Origin of the sequence: Maricaulis sp. (assembly GCF_017643475.1) — a bacterium.
GTDB lineage: Bacteria > Pseudomonadota > Alphaproteobacteria > Caulobacterales > Maricaulaceae > Maricaulis.
The window spans coordinates 259,120-276,073 of sequence record NZ_JAEPNI010000004.1; the positions used below are offsets into that span (position 1 = coordinate 259,120).

17 protein-coding genes and 1 tRNA gene are annotated in these 16,954 nt (G+C 60.8%); 8 read left to right on the forward strand and 10 right to left on the reverse strand.

The features are described 5' to 3' along the window. Window positions 1-44: 44 nt before the first annotated feature. Genes JJ889_RS14800 through JJ889_RS14820 form a run of 5 tightly spaced genes read right to left on the reverse strand, consistent with a single transcriptional unit; the run spans window position 45 to window position 2,897 of the window. Window positions 45-467 (reverse strand): low molecular weight phosphatase family protein, encoded by a 423-nt coding sequence (locus tag JJ889_RS14800; protein WP_291896412.1) that lies wholly within the window; start codon window positions 465-467, stop codon window positions 45-47. Further along, window positions 464-940 carry a UPF0262 family protein gene (locus JJ889_RS14805; RefSeq protein ID WP_291896414.1) on the reverse strand — a complete coding sequence of 159 codons (477 nt, stop codon included), beginning with the start codon at window positions 938-940 and terminating at the stop codon, window positions 464-466. The genes JJ889_RS14800 and JJ889_RS14805 overlap by 4 nt, the downstream gene beginning before the upstream one ends. Window positions 941-942: 2 nt before the next feature. Next, window positions 943-1,377 carry a DUF2948 family protein gene (locus JJ889_RS14810; protein WP_291896416.1) on the reverse strand — a complete coding sequence of 145 codons (435 nt, stop codon included), beginning with the start codon at window positions 1,375-1,377 and terminating at the stop codon, window positions 943-945. A gap of 9 nt (window positions 1,378-1,386) precedes the next feature. Beyond that, the gene (gene murA, locus JJ889_RS14815; protein ID WP_291896418.1) at window positions 1,387-2,652 is read right to left on the reverse strand and encodes a UDP-N-acetylglucosamine 1-carboxyvinyltransferase; all 1,266 of its coding nucleotides are present in this window, start codon (window positions 2,650-2,652) and stop codon (window positions 1,387-1,389) included. Window positions 2,653-2,705: 53 nt separating this feature from the next. Continuing rightward, on the reverse strand, window positions 2,706-2,897 hold the full coding sequence (locus tag JJ889_RS14820) for a hypothetical protein (RefSeq protein WP_291896420.1): 192 nt from the start codon (window positions 2,895-2,897) through the stop codon (window positions 2,706-2,708). A gap of 104 nt (window positions 2,898-3,001) precedes the next feature. Between JJ889_RS14820 and JJ889_RS14825 the strand changes: the two genes are divergently transcribed. Next, a tRNA-Thr gene (locus JJ889_RS14825) sits at window positions 3,002-3,076 on the forward strand. A gap of 127 nt (window positions 3,077-3,203) precedes the next feature. Here the strand turns inward: JJ889_RS14825 and JJ889_RS14830 are convergent. Then, window positions 3,204-3,530 carry a UrcA family protein gene (locus tag JJ889_RS14830; RefSeq protein ID WP_291896421.1) on the reverse strand — a complete coding sequence of 109 codons (327 nt, stop codon included), beginning with the start codon at window positions 3,528-3,530 and terminating at the stop codon, window positions 3,204-3,206. A gap of 271 nt (window positions 3,531-3,801) precedes the next feature. On the opposite strand from JJ889_RS14830, the gene JJ889_RS14835 reads away from it, so the two are divergent. Together JJ889_RS14835 and pip are read left to right on the forward strand one after the other, a co-directional pair. After that, a complete protein-coding gene (locus JJ889_RS14835) occupies window positions 3,802-4,170 on the forward strand; it encodes a hypothetical protein (RefSeq protein ID WP_291896424.1) in 369 nt (122 codons plus the stop codon). Next, a complete protein-coding gene (gene pip / locus JJ889_RS14840) occupies window positions 4,167-5,171 on the forward strand; it encodes a prolyl aminopeptidase (RefSeq protein WP_291896426.1) in 1,005 nt (334 codons plus the stop codon). The genes JJ889_RS14835 and pip overlap by 4 nt, the downstream gene beginning before the upstream one ends. Here the strand turns inward: pip and JJ889_RS14845 are convergent. Further along, complete coding sequence (locus JJ889_RS14845; RefSeq protein ID WP_291896428.1) at window positions 5,168-5,896, reverse strand: DUF2793 domain-containing protein; 729 nt, start codon at window positions 5,894-5,896, stop codon at window positions 5,168-5,170. The genes pip and JJ889_RS14845 overlap by 4 nt on opposite strands. A 154-nt stretch (window positions 5,897-6,050) precedes the next feature. Between JJ889_RS14845 and JJ889_RS14850 the strand changes: the two genes are divergently transcribed. From JJ889_RS14850 to JJ889_RS14865, 4 genes are all read left to right on the forward strand, one after another. Beyond that, window positions 6,051-7,475 carry a methylmalonyl-CoA mutase family protein gene (locus tag JJ889_RS14850; RefSeq protein WP_291896430.1) on the forward strand — a complete coding sequence of 475 codons (1,425 nt, stop codon included), beginning with the start codon at window positions 6,051-6,053 and terminating at the stop codon, window positions 7,473-7,475. Between the two features lie 367 nt (window positions 7,476-7,842). Next, window positions 7,843-9,990, forward strand: a complete 2,148-nt coding sequence (gene scpA / locus JJ889_RS14855) for a methylmalonyl-CoA mutase (protein ID WP_291896433.1) — start codon at window positions 7,843-7,845, stop codon at window positions 9,988-9,990. Between the two features lie 55 nt (window positions 9,991-10,045). Next, window positions 10,046-11,419: an alpha/beta hydrolase gene (locus JJ889_RS14860; RefSeq protein ID WP_291896435.1), complete on the forward strand. Its 1,374-nt coding sequence runs from the start codon at window positions 10,046-10,048 to the stop codon at window positions 11,417-11,419. A gap of 49 nt (window positions 11,420-11,468) precedes the next feature. Further along, window positions 11,469-11,945 (forward strand): hypothetical protein, encoded by a 477-nt coding sequence (locus JJ889_RS14865; protein ID WP_291896437.1) that lies wholly within the window; start codon window positions 11,469-11,471, stop codon window positions 11,943-11,945. Here JJ889_RS14865 and JJ889_RS14870 read toward each other — a convergent pair. Genes JJ889_RS14870 through JJ889_RS14880 form a run of 3 tightly spaced genes read right to left on the reverse strand, consistent with a single transcriptional unit; the run spans window position 11,942 to window position 13,947 of the window. Continuing rightward, on the reverse strand, window positions 11,942-12,310 hold the full coding sequence (locus tag JJ889_RS14870) for an MmcQ/YjbR family DNA-binding protein (protein ID WP_291896439.1): 369 nt from the start codon (window positions 12,308-12,310) through the stop codon (window positions 11,942-11,944). The genes JJ889_RS14865 and JJ889_RS14870 overlap by 4 nt on opposite strands. Before the next feature lie 2 nt (window positions 12,311-12,312). Then, window positions 12,313-12,903, reverse strand: a complete 591-nt coding sequence (locus tag JJ889_RS14875; RefSeq protein WP_291896441.1) for a hypothetical protein — start codon at window positions 12,901-12,903, stop codon at window positions 12,313-12,315. Window positions 12,904-12,906: 3 nt separating this feature from the next. Next, window positions 12,907-13,947, reverse strand: a complete 1,041-nt coding sequence (locus JJ889_RS14880) for a hypothetical protein (RefSeq protein ID WP_291896443.1) — start codon at window positions 13,945-13,947, stop codon at window positions 12,907-12,909. Between the two features lie 543 nt (window positions 13,948-14,490). On the opposite strand from JJ889_RS14880, the gene JJ889_RS14885 reads away from it, so the two are divergent. Continuing rightward, complete coding sequence (locus JJ889_RS14885; RefSeq protein WP_291896446.1) at window positions 14,491-16,830, forward strand: TonB-dependent receptor; 2,340 nt, start codon at window positions 14,491-14,493, stop codon at window positions 16,828-16,830. Window positions 16,831-16,954 lie beyond the last annotated feature (124 nt).

The following is a 16,954-nucleotide window of genomic DNA, read 5'->3' on the forward strand; positions in this document are numbered from 1 at the left end:
TATATAGTCCCGGTCGGCGGTCAAAGTCGAGGGCCAGCACGCATTTAGGCGGGCTGGAAGCTGCGGATATGCTCGCGGATCTCGTCGCGCGTCCGCCGATAGGCCGCCAGCTTGGCCTCTCGATCCCCCGGTGTCTCGCTCGGATCGGCGATCGGCCAGGCCAGGAAAGTTGCTCCCGTCCGCTCGGCATATTCCCGCGCCGTGCGGTCCGCCGCGGTCGACAGAGACACCACAATCTGAGCCGCCGGCTCACCGACACCGTTCAGGGCAATGGGCGAAAACTCGGACAGGTCGCAATCCAGCTCCTCCATGACCGAGATCGTATAACCATCGACAAAAGCGGCAGGAATCACCCCGCAGGAACGGGCGTTCGCTCTCTCGCCATGTTCCAGTCGCCACAGCCCTTCGCCCATGGGAGAGCGAATGGCGTTGCGGCCACACACAAACAAGACGGATGGAGCGCTCATGTTGTGACTCGGCGGTGCAGGGCACAGATCAGAGTGAACAGGCGCCGCGAGGTATCAAAATCAACCTCGATCTTGCCGGTCAAACGATCGCGTAACAGGCTGGAGCCCTCGTTGTGCACACCGCGACGCCCCATATCGATCGCCTCGATCTGGGCCAGTGGTGCATCGCGCACGGCCTCATAATAGCTCTCACAGATCAGGAAATAATCCTTGATGATCCGACGCAGCGGCCCCAGCGCAAAGACAAAGGCATGCACGGGCGTCTCATCTTCCTGGCGCACATCAAAGACCAGTCGATCATCCTCGATCGCCAGGCGAAGCGCATAGGGCCCCTGTCCCTCGGCCTCGGGACGGAAATGATTGCTTTCCAGAAGATCCGCGATGGCGACGCGGCGCTCGTGATCGGCATTCACATCCCCCGGCCCCAGGCTTGCGGCCTCCAGGTCGATTCGAATGATGCGATGCTCGCTCATGATCACTCCGCCTCGTGTTCCGGACGGCTCGATGCCGGCCAGGGCGCGGAGATGTCGATCATCACCGCTTCCAGGCATTCAACACTGAGCCGCAATTCTCCACCACCGGAAAATACCAGGACAACAACACCGGAGGGCGCGTCTGAGGACTCAAAGCCGACCGAGAGCAGATTGACAACGGCGTCATCCGCGCCCTGGCGCAGGTTTTGTGACCAAGCGCCCGTCACCTGGGCAATCTGCAATCCCGTGCGGACACGCTCATTGCGACCGCCGCCTTCCCAACGGAACCGGTTGAGCGCGAGCGTAAAAGTGCGTGCCGACCTGGAAAACTCGAAATCACCCAGCTGCGCCACGGCATCCTGAAGGGTCGCGCTTATGGTTTGGAGATCATTCTCGTCCAGCGCGGACAGTCTCAGTGGCAAGGCAGGCCTAGGCAAGAAAGGCTCCTATTCGGATTCCCGGCGAATCTGAGCGCCACATTTGGAGAGTTTCTCCTCCAGACGCTCGAATCCGCGATCAAGATGGTAGACCCGGTTGACCACGGTTTCCCCTTCCGCCGCAAGTCCGGCGATGACGAGGGAGACGCTGGCCCGCAGATCCGTTGCCATGACCGGCGCGCCCTTGAGACTTTTCACACCACGAACAATGGCTTCGTTCCCATGCACAGCGATATCCGCACCCAGCCGGGTGAGTTCCGGAGCGTGCATGAAACGGTTCTCGAAAATCGTCTCCCGGATCACCGAGGTGCCTTCCGCCAAGGTCATGACGGCCATGAATTGCGCCTGGGCATCAGTTGGAAAACCGGGGAAAGGCTGGGTCTCGATATCCGTTCCGACGATCTGTGAGCCATTGCGGGCGACCCGAACTCCAGCATCCGAGGGCTCGACCGTGACACCCGCATCACTCATCGCGCGCCACAGCACCTTATTGTGTTCCCAGCGCGCCCCCTCCAGCTCGACATCACCACCCGCAGCGGCCACCGCAAGCGCGTAGGTCGCCGTCTCGATACGATCAGCGACAACCTGGTGGCGGACGCCGCTGAGCCTTTCACGCCCCTGGATCCGGATCGTCGACGTACCGGCGCCCTCCACTTCAGCGCCCATGGCGGCGAGACAATCGGCAAGGTCGCCAATCTCCGGTTCGCGGGCTGCATTGTCGATCACGCTTTCCCCGCGGGCCAGGGAGGCCGCGAGCATGGCATGTTCAGTCGCACCAACAGATGCGAATGGAAGCTCGATTTCACCGCCGACCAGACCACCCTTCGGCGCTGTCGCCTCGACATATCCTTCCGACAACTCGATCTGTGCACCAAGGGCTTCAAGGGCTTTGAGGTGAAGGTCAACCGGACGGGCTCCGATCGCGCACCCCCCCGGGAGCGAGACCTTGGCCTTGCCTTCGCGGGCAACCAATGGGCCCAGAACATTGAAAGTCGCGCGCATCTTGCGGACAAGGTCGTAGGGCGCATACGTGTCAGCGATCCGACCAGCATGCAGCGTCATTTCCGGACCAGGCCCCTCCTCCACGGACACGCCTAGTCGCGCCAACAGATGCGCCATGAAGCGGCTATCAGCCAGGCGCGGCATACGCGTCAGCACCAGCGGCTCGTCCGTCAGCAGTGCAGCGGCCATGAGTTTGAGCGCCGAATTCTTAGCACCAGAAATACTGATGCCCCCGTTGAGCTTCGCGCCGCCCTGGATGACGATACGGTCCATCTTAACTCCTCACTTCAAGATACGCGGCAAAAGGCCCGGCAAGTCCGGCCGGATTATGACCTGTCCGTGGGCAATTTAGAGGCAGAATTGTCAGTTGTTTCCCCATCCTGTTCAGTCGGCGCTGCCGTCCGGCCCGCCTTGCGGCGGCGCAGATTGGCGCGCAGCGCTTCTGCCAGACGGTCTTCACGTGTGCCTTCAGGCTTGGTTTTGCGGGCGGATGCGGGGGTTTTTGATGTATCGCTCATGCGTTTTGTCATGTCGAATGCAGCTGGTTACGTCAAGACACTCTTGGCGGGCGCGCGACCTTGCGTTATACGCCCGTCTCCCGTTCGCGATCTCGCGATCCGGCGCCGCGGTAGCTCAGTGGTAGAGCGCACCCTTGGTAAGGGTGAGGCCGAGAGTTCAATTCTCTCTCGCGGCACCATTCCCCCAAAACTCACAGCCTTCTCGGACCGCCCGGCTCCGCTCGTACGTACGAACACGAAAATGGGGGCCTGCAAGCAAGCCCCCTTTCGTAACGCTGAACCCTCTCAGCGAGATATGTAGCGCGTCTAGTTAATGGCGCGCGGGATGTTGGCGACGGTGAAATGGAAGTAACCGGCCTCACGAACACGCTCCTGCAACAGGGCCTCACCCTCGCTGACGGCGGCTTGCAGGCACTCCTGTTGGTCGGAGCGAAGTGACAGGGCGCGTGTGTCGCGATTCGCACAGACGTCTTCAGCGGCTCGCAGGATATCCGCGCGGATAGAGGCCTGGCCGGCTTCAGTCGCCAGATCTGCCGGATGGAAATCCACAATCTGGGTCGGCTCGGCCGCGGAAGCGCTGGCACCTGCCAGCAGGGTTGCAGCAATGGCGAGGGGGAGAATCGCATGTTTCATTGGGGGGACCTTTCTCTGTACCAATTGAACGATCCGCGCCCCACGATCTCATGCCGTGTGTGTGCTGAACCGTTGATGGGATCATCGCCCGGCGCACCTGTCCTCAGCATTTCGCCCGTATTAGACATTTGAGAACTTCTGTTGAGGTTCCGGACAGGTTTTCAACAGGTTTGTCTTCGCGCGCTGCCTCGGCTCCCATCTGCAAGCTCGGCCAGCATCTGGCCCCGCCATGTTGGCGGCGCTAAAACACGTGCGGGACCGAGGGGACGTCATGCAATCTGATCTGATGCGTGCAGGAGCAGCGCTTGTCGTTGCGGCCATGATGGCCGGTGGCGCGGTATGGGCGTCCCCCCATCTGGGCCTGGCAGCGGACCTGCCGAGAGAGGAGCGCCTCTACTCCATTCTCAACATCACCGAGGACCCGTCTGTCTGGGCAGCTTGCCCCCTGGATCAGCCGGCGCTGAGATCACAGATCGAATTGCGACTTGCCGCCGAACGCCTGGATGGTGTTTTCAGCCCGATCGCGGAGGGGCCAGATGTAATGATGCATGAGGTCGAGGCGCGCCTCGCCGATGACGAGGTTTGCGACTGGACAATCCGCGTGAACTATCAGGGCAATAGTCATACGCTTGCGCGATGAGCGCGTTTTTCCCCGACATCACCCCCTTCAATTCCGGCCGTTTCGAAACGGGAGACGGGCATGAGCTCTTCTGGCAGGAATGCGGCAATCCGGCGGGTATCCCCCTACTCTTCCTGCATGGCGGGCCAGGTTCGGGGTGTTCACCGAAATATCGCCGGGTCTTCGATCCCCAGCGGTTTCGCATCCTCATGCTGGACCAGCGCGGCGCAGGACAATCCCGCCCGGTCGCCAGTCTCGAGCACAACACCACTGCTCATCTGATCGACGACCTCGAAATCCTTCGCGACACGCTCGGGCTGAACCGATGGATTGTCTACGGACCGTCCTGGGGCTCCACCCTTGCGCTCGCCTACGCGCAAGCGCATCCGGAACGGATCAGCGGACTTGTCGTACAGGCCGTCTTCCTGGGCACAGAGAGTGAGCTGAACTGGTGGCACAGTCCGGACGGGCTGCAGCGCTTCTTCCCGGACGCGTGGGACGCCTTCATCAGCCCGGTGCCGATACCCGCACGCGAAAGCGCCACAAACGTCATGGACTGGTATCTGGATGTCATGCGCGCGGAGCAGGCGGCAGGCTATCCGCTGCTGGCCAACTTGGCGACGGCCTCTCTTGACGAACTGCGGCGCTCCGCCGTCTATCGCTGGACTGAGTATGAAGACCGCACCTCCTACCTGGAAAACTCGCCGCAGGAAGTCCTGGAGAGCCTGCGCGAGCGTGGCGCAGACTATATCGCCTCACATTCCCTGATCGAGGCGCACTACTTCCAGAACCGGTGTTTCCTGAAACCCGACCAGCTTATCCAGGACGCCCACCGCCTCGCGGACATTCCGATGGCGATCCTGCACAGCCGGTATGACATGGTCTGCCCGCCTCAGTCCGCCTTCCGCCTGGCTGCGGCCTGTCCGCATGCGGACTTCCGTCTTGTACCGGTCAACGGGCACGGCATGACGGAAACGACACAGGCGGTGCTGCGGGAGATCATGAGCGGGTTTGAGGGTTAGTCCGGCGCTTCCGGCACCACGGCGTGGATAGCTACCCTCACCGTACCGCCAGCGAAATCACCCCCATTCGCCGTCAAAACAACGGGCGTTTCAGCGTAAAAGGCCTGGGGGCCGATCACACCGACATTGGACGCGCCCGCGGCAATACCGAGTGATCCGCCGAACTTGGACGTCTCGCTGGCTATGCCGCAGTCGAAACTGGTGGCACCGTTGATCACGCTGATGGTTCTCACGGAGACGCCAAAGACGATTGCACGATCAGGGATGGTGATCGTCGTCTGAACGCTTGCGCCCGCAAGAGCGCCCAACTCCTCCTCCAGCAAGACCGCCTTGGTCAGTGCGCCCATCTCGCCAAGCGCCAGGACGCGTTCGGAAGTCTCATAGGCTGCGGTCCAGTGCCCGTCTCCAAAGACACAGCGAGTGCCCTCATCAATCACCCAGCCCTGCCAACCGGTCTGAGGAATAATCTCGCTCCAGGAACCGTCCCGCCACAACGCTATCGAGGCGGTCGACATCGCGGACCAGTCGGTTCCGCTTGCTCCGGCCGGCAGGATCCAGGCCTGGCCATTCACGGGCGATGAGGGCTGAGCCGTGAGGACGCGGCTCTCCACGCTCAACTGAACCAGCGTGTCGAGACGCAGCAGGCTCTCATTCACGGTGACATGTTTCTGGGCCTGGTCCGGCATGACGAGCGGAAGTGACAGGCGCGGGCTTTGTTCGGACATGACGATCTCCTTGCTGTATGTAAAGCATGCAAGGTGGCCGGGGCGGGTGGAGAGGCTCGCGCACTATCCATGCGCATATCGCGCACTTGACGCAGGCCCCTCTCATGCCTTTTCTCCGCCCAACAGGATCATTGCGCCGCGAGGAATTTGTCCGATGAGCGAAACTATCCACACCATGTCCGGGGGATTTGCCGCAAAAACCGCCGAAGACTGGCGCCCGCTGGCCGAAAAGGCCCTGCGCGGAGCGGATTTCGACGAGACACTCGGGCGGGCCAGCGCGGATGGTATTGATCGCGGCACGGCCTTTTTCGAGCGGGCTGACAATGCGGGTGCCGTGGACTTGCGTGAGCGCGACCTACACCTGCCCTGGGGCATGCGCGCCTCCATCGTTGAAGCGACTCCGGAAACTGCCAATGAAGCGGCTCTCGCAGATTTGATGGGCGGAGTTTCGGAGCTGGAACTCAATCTCGACCCGCGGGGCGAAACCGGTCTCGCGGCGAATGATGTCGACGCGTTGGACGCGGCCCTCAAGGGAGTCGACCTGTCTCTCGCTCCGATCCACCTCGATGTCATCCTGGGCCAGGGCACGCACGCCCATCACCTGCTCGCACTTTATGCGCGTCGTCGGATTGACGGTGAAACGCTCGAGGGCGGTCTGGGGCTCAACCCGATCGGCCGCGCTGCACGCCAGAATGTGGACTTGGATCCGGAGTGTTTCGACAAGGCCAAAGCCCACGTTCAGCTCTGCCAGGCCGCGTTTCCGAAACTGAAGATCTTCCGTGCTGACGGTGCCCTCGCCTTCGAGGCCGGTGCGACTGAAGCACAGGAACTCGCCGTCATGGCCGGCAAGGTCGCGGCCTATATGCGCTTGATGGGTGAATGCGGCATGAGCGCGGATGAGGCGTCTCAGGCCATCGAGATCAAGCTTGCAGCCGACACTGACATTCACCTCACCATCGCCAAGCTGCGGGCGGCACGCCGGGTATTCGCGCAGATCGCCAGCAGCTTCGGTGCAACGGCTAAACGCGCCAACATCCATGTCGTTACGGCAGGACGCATGCTCAGCGCCAAGGACCCGTGGACGAATCTGATCCGCAATGCTTGCGCGGGCTTTGCTGCAGCAGCTGGCGGTGCCGACAGTATCACCATCCGCCCGATGACCGATGCCCTGGGACGCCCTGGCAGCTTTGCGCGGCGCGTGGCTCGCAACCTTCATATCCTGCTCGCGGAAGAAAGCCATATCGGCAAGGTCACTGACCCGGCAGCCGGAGGCTATCTGCACGAGCACCTGACCGAGCAGCTCGCACAGAAGGCCTGGACCAAGTTCCAGGATATCGAACGCAAGGGCGGCCTAGTGGCGGCTTTTGCAGACGGTTCGCTGCAGGCAGAGATCGCTGCGGCGCGTGAAGCGCGGGTGCAACAGATTGCCGATGGCAGCGAGATTATTCTGGGCGTCACCAAGTACCCCGACCCGGATCCCAAACCGGTTGAAACCGGCGATGCATGGGGAGAGGCAACCTCCCCCGATAGCCCGCTTGCCCCCGTCTCCCTTGCAGCGTCGTTCGAGGGCAAAGATTGATGTGTGAACTTCCCTACATCCCGTCAGAGTGGGAAACGATCGAATGTGTTCAGACCTCTCCTGCGCAGGAGAACATGGTGGGTCGAGGTAGCGCAGTCTTCGCCCAACGGCCGCCCGCGCTTTCAGTGCATCCGATGGCGCTGCCGCGTCCGGCCATATGGACGGACGACGATGGCGCGCAAAGAGCAGGAGTCATTGTTCAAGCTGAACCCATCAATGGCGACAGCACGGCCGTTGCCCTCGGGGCGGTTGAACCGAACGGGCAGAACCATGTCGTGTTACTCGAGAATACAATAATCCTCTCAGAACCGAGTGAACGTTGGATCGAGTTGGCCTCTGTCACGGCGAACCGCGAAGGAGAGAAGTAATGCAGAACCCTGACTTCACTCAGATCGAGCTCGGCGCGCTGGAGACCGGCACTGGTGGCGCGCGCCGCGAATGGACACCGGCGGAAGGTATTCCGATCAAGTCGCAATACCGCGCCAGCGACAGTGACGGCATTGATTTCCTGATCAGTGTCCCGGGCGCAGCGCCTTTTGTGCGCGGCCCCTACCCGACCATGTACGGGCAACGCCCCTGGACCATCCGCCAGTATGCCGGTTTCTCGACGGCGGAAGATTCCAACGCCTTCTACCGCCGCAATCTGGCCGCCGGCCAGAAAGGCCTTTCGGTTGCTTTCGACCTGGCCACTCACCGCGGTTATGACAGTGACCATGAACGTGTTGCCGGTGATGTCGGCATGGCCGGTGTGGCGATCGACAGCATCTATGACATGCGGACCCTGTTTGACGGCATCCCACTCGACCAGATGTCCGTCTCGATGACGATGAATGGCGCGGTCCTGCCGGTCCTCGCACTCTACATCGTTGCGGCCGAGGAACAGGGCGTCAGCCCGGATAAACTCTCCGGTACGATCCAGAACGACATCCTCAAGGAATTCATGGTGCGGAACACCTATATCTATCCGCCCCAGCCTTCCATGCGCATCATCTCGGACATCTTTGCCTATACCTCGGCAAACATGCCGAAATACAACTCGATCTCGATCTCGGGCTATCACATGCAGGAGGCCGGCGCGCCGGCGGATCTGGAGCTGGCCTACACGATCGCGGACGGTCTGGAATACATCCAGACGGGTGTGGATGCCGGCCTCGACGTGGACGCTTTCGCGCCCCGCCTCTCCTTCTTCTTCGGCATCGGCATGAATGTCTTCATGGAGATCGCCAAGCTGCGTGCCGCGCGCCTGCTCTGGGCCAAGCTGGTCAAGGAACGGTTCTCGCCGAAATCCGACAAGTCCATCTGCCTGCGCACGCACTGCCAGACCTCCGGCTGGTCACTGACGGCCCAGGACGTATTCAACAATGTTGGCCGTACGGCACTGGAAGCCATCGCGGCCGTAGACGGTCACACCCAGTCCCTGCACACCAACTCGCTGGACGAAGCCCTGGCCCTGCCGACGGACTTCTCTGCGCGCATTGCCCGCAACACCCAGCTCCTGCTGCAGACCGAGGCCCATCTGTGTGATACCGCCGACCCATGGGGCGGCAGTCACTATGTCGAACGCCTCACCCACGACCTCGCCGCAAAGGCGCTCGATCATATCGCCGAGGTCGACAAGCTGGGCGGCATGGCCAAGGCGATTGATGCCGGCATCCCGAAACTGCGGATTGAAGAAGCTGCTGCCCGCACCCAGGCGATGATCGATAGCGGTCAGCAGACGATTACCGGCGTCAACAAGTTCCGCCTCGATGAGGAAGAGGACGTTCCGGTTCTCAAGGTCGACAATTATCTGGTTCGCAAACAGCAGATCGAGAAGCTCGAACGCCTGCGCCAGGAGCGCGACAGCGCCGAGGTCGAAAGCAAGCTGGACGGGCTGGCCAATGCCGCGCGCGCGGGTGACGGCAATTTGCTGGCACTGGCCGTCGACGCAGCACGCGCCAAGGCGACCGTCGGCGAGATTTCAGACGCGATGGAGCGCTCCTTCAACCGCCATGTGGCAAAGATCCAGACGGTCAAAGGCGTCTATGCCGCCGCAGCAGGTGATGATGACCGCATCAAGCTGGCAAAACGATTTGCTGCAGACTTTGCAAAGCGTCACGGCCGCAAGCCCAAGATCTTGATCGCCAAGCTGGGCCAGGACGGGCATGACCGCGGCCAGAAAGTCGTCGCCTCGGCCTATGCCGACCTCGGCTGGGAGGTCGTCGCCGGACCGCTCTTCCAGACACCGCAAGAGGCTGCGGCACTGGCGGTGGAGGAAAACGTTCACGCCGCTGCAGCCTCGTCACTGGCGGCCGGTCACCTGACCCTGGTACCCGAGCTGCGCAATGCGCTGCGCGACAACGGGCGTGACGACATTCTGGTGATTGTTGGCGGCGTTATCCCGCCGGACGACGAGCCGGTCCTGCGCCAGATGGGTGCAGCCGCAGTTTTCCCGCCGGGCACAATCATCGCAGACAGTGCCATCGTGATGCTGGAGCGTATGGGCGTCGATATCGAGGCAGAATTGGCAGAATAAGCTGGTCGTCGGCCCCTTCTCTCCGCTAAGCTGATATTGGATCAGGAGGGGGCCCATGCGCTTTTTTAGTGTTGCACTGGCAGCCAGCATCACGCTCGCGGCATGTTCATCATCGGATGACGAGATCAGCGCTGACATGCGCTGTCTGGTCGGGAGTTACCGCGTGGCTACCGGCGATGTGATCGATGTCGGCCTGTCCAGTTCGGATCATTTGCGCTGGCGTGTCATGTCGGGCGAAGTGGGCCGCGTCAGCCGCGACGAGGACGGCGTCTGGACGGGCACAACGGGTTGGAGCGACCTGCCCCACACCGCCCGGCTGGCAATGACCACCTGCGGTGATGACGGGATAGAGATCAACGGCATTGATAGCCTGCAGGGTCATGCGACCCGCATCTCCCATGATATTCAGGACGTCCGCTTTACAGGCGCGGACGAAGAGCTCGCGGGCCGCCTGGTCATGCCAGCGGGCTACGAACCGGTGCCGATCGTTGTCCTCGTGCACGGATCGGAAGACTGGAGCGCGCGGGATTATGCCTTCCTGCAGCGGATGTTGCCGGCCCATGGCATCGGTGCCTTCGTCTATGACAAGCGGGGCACAGGCGCATCGACGGGGGAGTACACCCAGGACTTCGACCTGTTGGCTGCGGATGCGGCAGCCGCGCACCGAACTGCCCTGGAACTGGCCGCCGGGCGCGCCTCGAGCTCCGGCTATCTCGGGGGCAGCCAGGGTGGATGGGTCGCGCCACTGGCAGCGACCCTCAGCCAACCCGATTTTGTCATCGCCAGCTTCGGACTGGCGGAAAGCCCGCTGGCCGAGGACCGCGAGCAGGTGCAGATGGAATTGCGGGAGGCCGGTTATGATGACGCGGTGCTGGACCGCGCCCGCCAGGTCACCGACATCACCGGCCGGCTGCTGGCCTCGAATTTCCAGGACGGAGCTGAAGACCTCGCCCGAGTTCGCCGCGAATGGGGCGATGAAGCCTGGTTCCAGGAGATGCGCGGAGAGATAACCGGCGAAATGACCATGAGACCGCTGTGGCAATTCCGGATGGGCTATCGCTTCCTTGGCGTTGGCACCAGCTGGGGCCATGAACCCGTGCCCGTCCTGCGCAAGGTCGGTGTCCCCATGCTGTGGGTGCTCGCCGGTGCGGACCGAGAGGCGCCGTCGGCCCCGACGCGCCAGATCCTGACCGAATTGCAGAGCGATGGACACATCATCGATATCGCATTCTTCCCGGACACGGATCACGGGATAACGCGGTTTGTCGAAGCCGAGGACGGTAGCCGCCAGGGGTTGGGATATGCGCAGGGCTATCTGGAGATGCTGGTCGACTGGTCCCGACACCAGGCCTTCACCCAGACCTATGGCAACGCCGAGTTATCACCCTTTGCCGCCCCCCCGCTCGACGACCTCGCCAATGAGGATTGATCCAGCTGCCGCGACGGGCTTTCATTGGGCCAGCGTGAAGGAATTTCAAATGCGTGTTTTGCCTCCCATCCTGGCGTCTGCGGCTCTTGTCGCCTGCGCTAACACTCCGACGACCTATGCCCCTGCGAACGGCCGTGACCGCGGTTATTCGGAACAGCAGATCGAGAGCGATCGCTTCCGGATTCACTTCGATGCGGGCTCGGACATGTCCCTTCGTGACGCGGAAGACATGGCTCTTCGGCGCGCTGCAGAAGTCACGCTGCTCAATGATGGCGAATGGTTCCTCGTCGTCTCTAGCTCGCGTGACGGCAATGAGCGCGACCCGGTCCGCGTTCGGACGGGTGTCAGCCACAGATTTGGTTCCGGAGGACGTTCAGGCACGTCAGTTGGCCTCGGCGTACACTTTGACGGCGATGCCGGTGAGAAGCGTGTCTCCCTGGAGATCCTTATCCGAACGGGTGAGATGCCGCAGGATCGGAACGCCTACAACGCAATCGATGTCCTCAACTACGCAGAAATCGACTAGTCGCTGAGCAGGCCCAGCTCTCTCTGCTTCTTCTTGGTCAGACCCGCCGCCACGAGACGGTGGCTCTCGCGGATATAGTCGCGCAGCGCAGCATCATCGAGGCCCGGCTCTTCATAATGCTGGATCCAGCTCATTCCCCGCGACGCAAGATAAGGCGCCGGCCGCAGGCCCGGCTGGTCTTGCAGGATTTCGAAGGAGATGTCCGAAACCTTGAAGGAAAGGCGGGGCCCCTCTTCCTCACTGAAGCCCGCGATCACGAAGACTTTGCCGCCCACCTTCCAGACATCATGCCCCCCCCACTGAACAACATGGCTGGTCGCCGGAAGAGCAGCACAAAACGCATGAAAATCATCCGCAGACCGCATGGCTAGCCGACGAGAGAACGGGCCTGCCCGACCCAGTCATCCCGGGTAATCCGGCCGCGTCCATTGATGCGGGCATCCCAGTCTTCAACATCCGTGTCGGACCAGGCGGCGATCTGGGCGAAACGGGTCACGCCGCCGTCATGCAGCGCCGCAGCGGCCTTTGGGCCCAAGCCCTTGATCTTCGTCAAATCGTCAGCTGGAGCATCTGCCTTGGCGGGCTTCGCCGCAGTCTTCCCGCGCTTGGCGGAGGGGGTCGGCTTGACCACTTTCGGAGTGGGTGTCTCGGCAGCCGGATCTGGTTCCTGCTCGTCTGCGTTGACTGCCCCGGTATCCGCCTCGGCTTTCGCTGGCGCGGGTGCACTCTGCGCCGGCACGGGTTGCACGTTTGGCGAGACATCTTTCTGGCGGGCTTCGGATTCACCTAGGCGACGGGCCAGGTTTTCATTTTCCGCGCGCAGGCGGGACGCTTCCGCCAGAGCCTGGTCAGCTTCAGCGCTTCGCGCCTCACCGCTCCAAATCTGTCTTCCGAAGAACAGGCCCAGCGCAAACGCTGCCAACAGGATCAGTCCCATCTGCCAGATCAACCAAAACATGGCCTACCCCTCATCGCTTTCCACTTCGAACTGAAGCAATCGGACCTGATTGTTCTCCAGTACGATATTCAATCTCTCGGTTGGCGCTCCGGCCTGGACCATCAACGCCCGCACGCGGTCAGCCCGGCTCGCAGCCAACTCCGCACCGCCTTCTTCAACGCCAATCCCGATCCGCAACGTGGGCTCTCCGGGACAGGCCTGGAAAACACGAGCCATGCGTCGCAGCGCCACTTCAGTAAAGGGGCTGGGTTCAACACCGCCATGGTCGAAACGTAATTCGTCTTCATCAGCACTGCGAGCTGCCCGCAGAACAGTCTGGCATCCCGCGCTTCCGGCGATGGAAACTTCCGCCGGCGCTCCGGACGGAGTCACTACGGAAGCGGCTTCATATCCCTCGGGCATATTGACCAGGGCGCGCGTCACCGAACGGGCGATCTGCGGGTTGGCCGCTTCGCCGATCAGGGCTGCGGAAGTGCCGGAAAGATAAATGGAACCTTGCTCAAGGCGCGCCAATTGACCCAGCAATCTCCTGACCGCTTCGTCCCAGCCAGCGATTTCCTCACCGCCCGGAACAATCGTCAGGTCCACTGCGGAACCCTGGGAAAATGTCGCGGAGGAAAAGCTGCCGATTTCCTGACGCATGGCATCGGTTGCAGCGCCGCCACTGATATGGACACGGCCTGCGGAAATCATATCGCCGCGAATATAAAAGCCACGGGATCGGGTCTCGGCGACCATCTCATCGACAACACGGCTAATTCCACCGGCAACGCGGCCACCAGACCAGGTCGAGGCACGCACAATCGCGATCGCAGCCTGCTGTTGATCTTCGTCGGGGGCTGCGCCGGTCAAGGTGGCAACCTGGCCATCCATCCGAACCTGAGCCCAGCTATAGCCACGACGATCCAGCGCATCCTGGGCATTGGCCTGCAGGCGACGCTCAAGTGTTCCTACGGAAACCGGACCAAAATTCACGGCCAGCGCGGTCAATACCAGCCAGGCCCCGGCGGCCATTAGGAGAAGTCGTTTGGTACGCTGTGTCATCTCGCCTTCTCTCTACCCATGATCGTCGGCAGTCCGCCTAACACCCATTGCCCGATTCTAGTGGTGAAAATCACCTTAAAAAACAACTCATGACACTGACCTAGATAACACCGAGCCGAAAGGCCTAACAAGTCTGACAAGACGGCTAAGTCACGCTGATAGAAAAGGGCAAACGTGAATTAATCCATCACTTGCGAAGCAAAGTGGAAAAGTTCGGTCGTCTACGCGTTTACCTATAAGAGGAAACTAGATTAGGCTTCATCCCGCGGTGTCGGCCCAGATGCTTATCTTGTCTGATTTAGATGCGCTGGCCCGCTGGACTACCAGATGCGTCAGTCTAGGTCTTGAGGAGGAGAAAACAAAAAGACCACACCCGAACAAGAAGCAGCTTCGCTTCAGCCAACACACCGACCGAAATGAGTGCTCGATGCGCGAACGGTCGAGACAGTCTGGTTCTGAAGGATCGTGACCGAAAGCTATCGAAGGCATGCCGCCCGGACTGAGGCAACAAATACAGACGGATCGATAATTAGGGGAGAAAACATGAAACTCGACATCACCAAAGCGCTCCTTGCGGGCGCTAGTGCCATTGCGATTTGCGCATCAGGCGCCATCGCGCAGGACAACCAGGAACAACGCCGAGGCAGCGTTCAAAGTGTCATCTCTGACACAATCACCGTAACGGCAACAAAACGACCGGATGCGGAAGACGTTCAGGACGTCGCCATTTCGGTATCTGCGTTTAACGCCAATACCCTGGACGCGCTAAACATGCGTGATCTGGAAAGCCTGAGCTATTCCATTCCCAACGTCACTCTCGATGACATTGCAACGTCGCGAGGCACCGCGAACTTTTCAATTCGGGGCCTGGGCGTGAATTCGTCCATTCCGTCGATTGACCCGACAGTCGGCGTCTTCATTGACGGCGTGTATATGGGATATAATGGCGGACTTGTCTTCGACATGTTCGATCTGGATTCCATCGAAGTTCTCCGTGGTCCCCAGGGCCTTTTGTTCGGTCGCAACACGACCGGCGGCGCGATCGTCATCAATACCGGTTCGCCGACGGACGAGTTCACCTGGGGTGCGCGCTACACGTTCGAAGGCCCCATGGATGACGACCGCGGCAGCAGCGCTCACACCCTGCAGGGCTATGTTTCGGGGCCGATTGTAGAAGGTGTCCTGAATGGTCGCCTGTCCATGTACCGCAACGACGATGGTGGCTATTTCACCAATCTGCTCGACGGCTCCGACCACGGTGCCAATGAAGCCACCATCATCCGTGGTTCGCTTGAGTGGACGCCGAGTGACGATCTCACCATCCTAGCCAAGCTGGAAAACTCTTCCGGCGATGGCGACGGCCCTTCAACTCAGAACCGTGGTATTTTCGAACGCAGCACGTTCGATTTCTCGATCGACGAACGTGGGTTTTATGAATCAGATGCATGGCTGGGTTCGATACGCGCCGACCTGAACGTTGATTTCGGTAACGGCACGATCACCAATATTTTCGGCTTCCGTGATTCCGAAGGCAGCTCCTATGGCGATATCGATTCGACACCGGGCTTCTTCTTCCACTCGGGTTCCGAAACCACGCAGGAACAAATTTCCAACGAGCTTCGGTATGCGGGCACGTTCGGCAATGTCGATGTAACGACCGGCATCTATTATTTCGATCAGGAGATCGCCTATACCGAGACCCGTGATCTGCCGACCGTCTCTGCTGCACGCTTCTTCGGCGGTGGCCGCCAAGACCACACGGTCTTCGGCCTCTTCGGTCAGCTTGACTGGAATGTGACGGAGACTTTCATCGCAAGCTTCGGGCTTCGTTATTCGAACGAGGAAAAAGACGCGAGCATCACCTATATCCGGCCCCGGCCAGAGTGCTCGATCGTCGCCGGCACTTGCCCGTTCACGGGCACCAACCCGTTTGTTCCGGGTGAAAACAACGGCTTCACCGATGCTGATGAATGGTCGAACGTTACGCCGAAAATCGGGTTCCAGTGGTTCCCGGGTGAGAACACCAACATATATGGTAACTACACGCGCGGCTTCCGTTCCGGCGGCTACAACTTCCGCATCACCGCACCTGCACCGTTCGAGGCCATCGTGGCCAGCAATGGTGGCGCCTACGCGTTCGATGAAGAATCTGTGGACAGCTACGAAATCGGCCTTCGTCATGAAACCGAAGATGGTCGCGGGCAGTTCAGCCTTGGCGCGTTCTTTACGGATGTTGCGGACATGCAGCGTGAGGTAAACGCCTCCGATCCGACCGCAGGTGTCGTCCAGACCATCCTGAACACGGCAGATGCCAGCATTTCCGGCTTTGAATTCGAAGGTCGTTATGCGCTGACCGACACTTTCCTGATCATGGCCAATCTTGGTCTGATCGATGCCGAATATGACTCCGTCGCCTTCAACATCTCCGCAGATCCAGGCGGACTCGTCGATGGTGCGGACCTGGCTCTCGCCCTGCCACGTGTCCCGGAAACCACTTGGGGCATCGGCTTTATCCACGATCTCGATCTGGGTAACTCCGGTACGGTGTCGACCCGCGTCAATCTTCAGCACCGTGATCGTATCGCGTACACGGACAGCAATTTCGGCTGGATCCAGGAAGCGGACATGCTCGATGCCAACCTGACCTGGTACACCCCGGTCGACGGCCTCGAGATCTCTCTGTTCGGTCGCAACCTGCTGGATGAAGTCCAGGCGGGTGGCGACACCCAGCTGCCCTTTGGCGGCAATGTCGCTCCGCTGTTCGGTCTGCCCAGTCTCAATGATGGCGTGAATGCGCCGTTCGGGGCGTATCCGGCGGTCGGAACCTTGTCCCCGCTGAAGCCGGGCCGGACTATCGGAATCGAGTTCACGATCTCCCGTTAGTAGATTCCAACACCACAAGGACAAGGCCGGGGTTATCGCCCCGGCCTTTTTATTTTGGAATTCAATGCGATTTGCGGTTCACTACCGCAGGACCTTCAGCCTGCCGATTTTCAGTTAGATACCC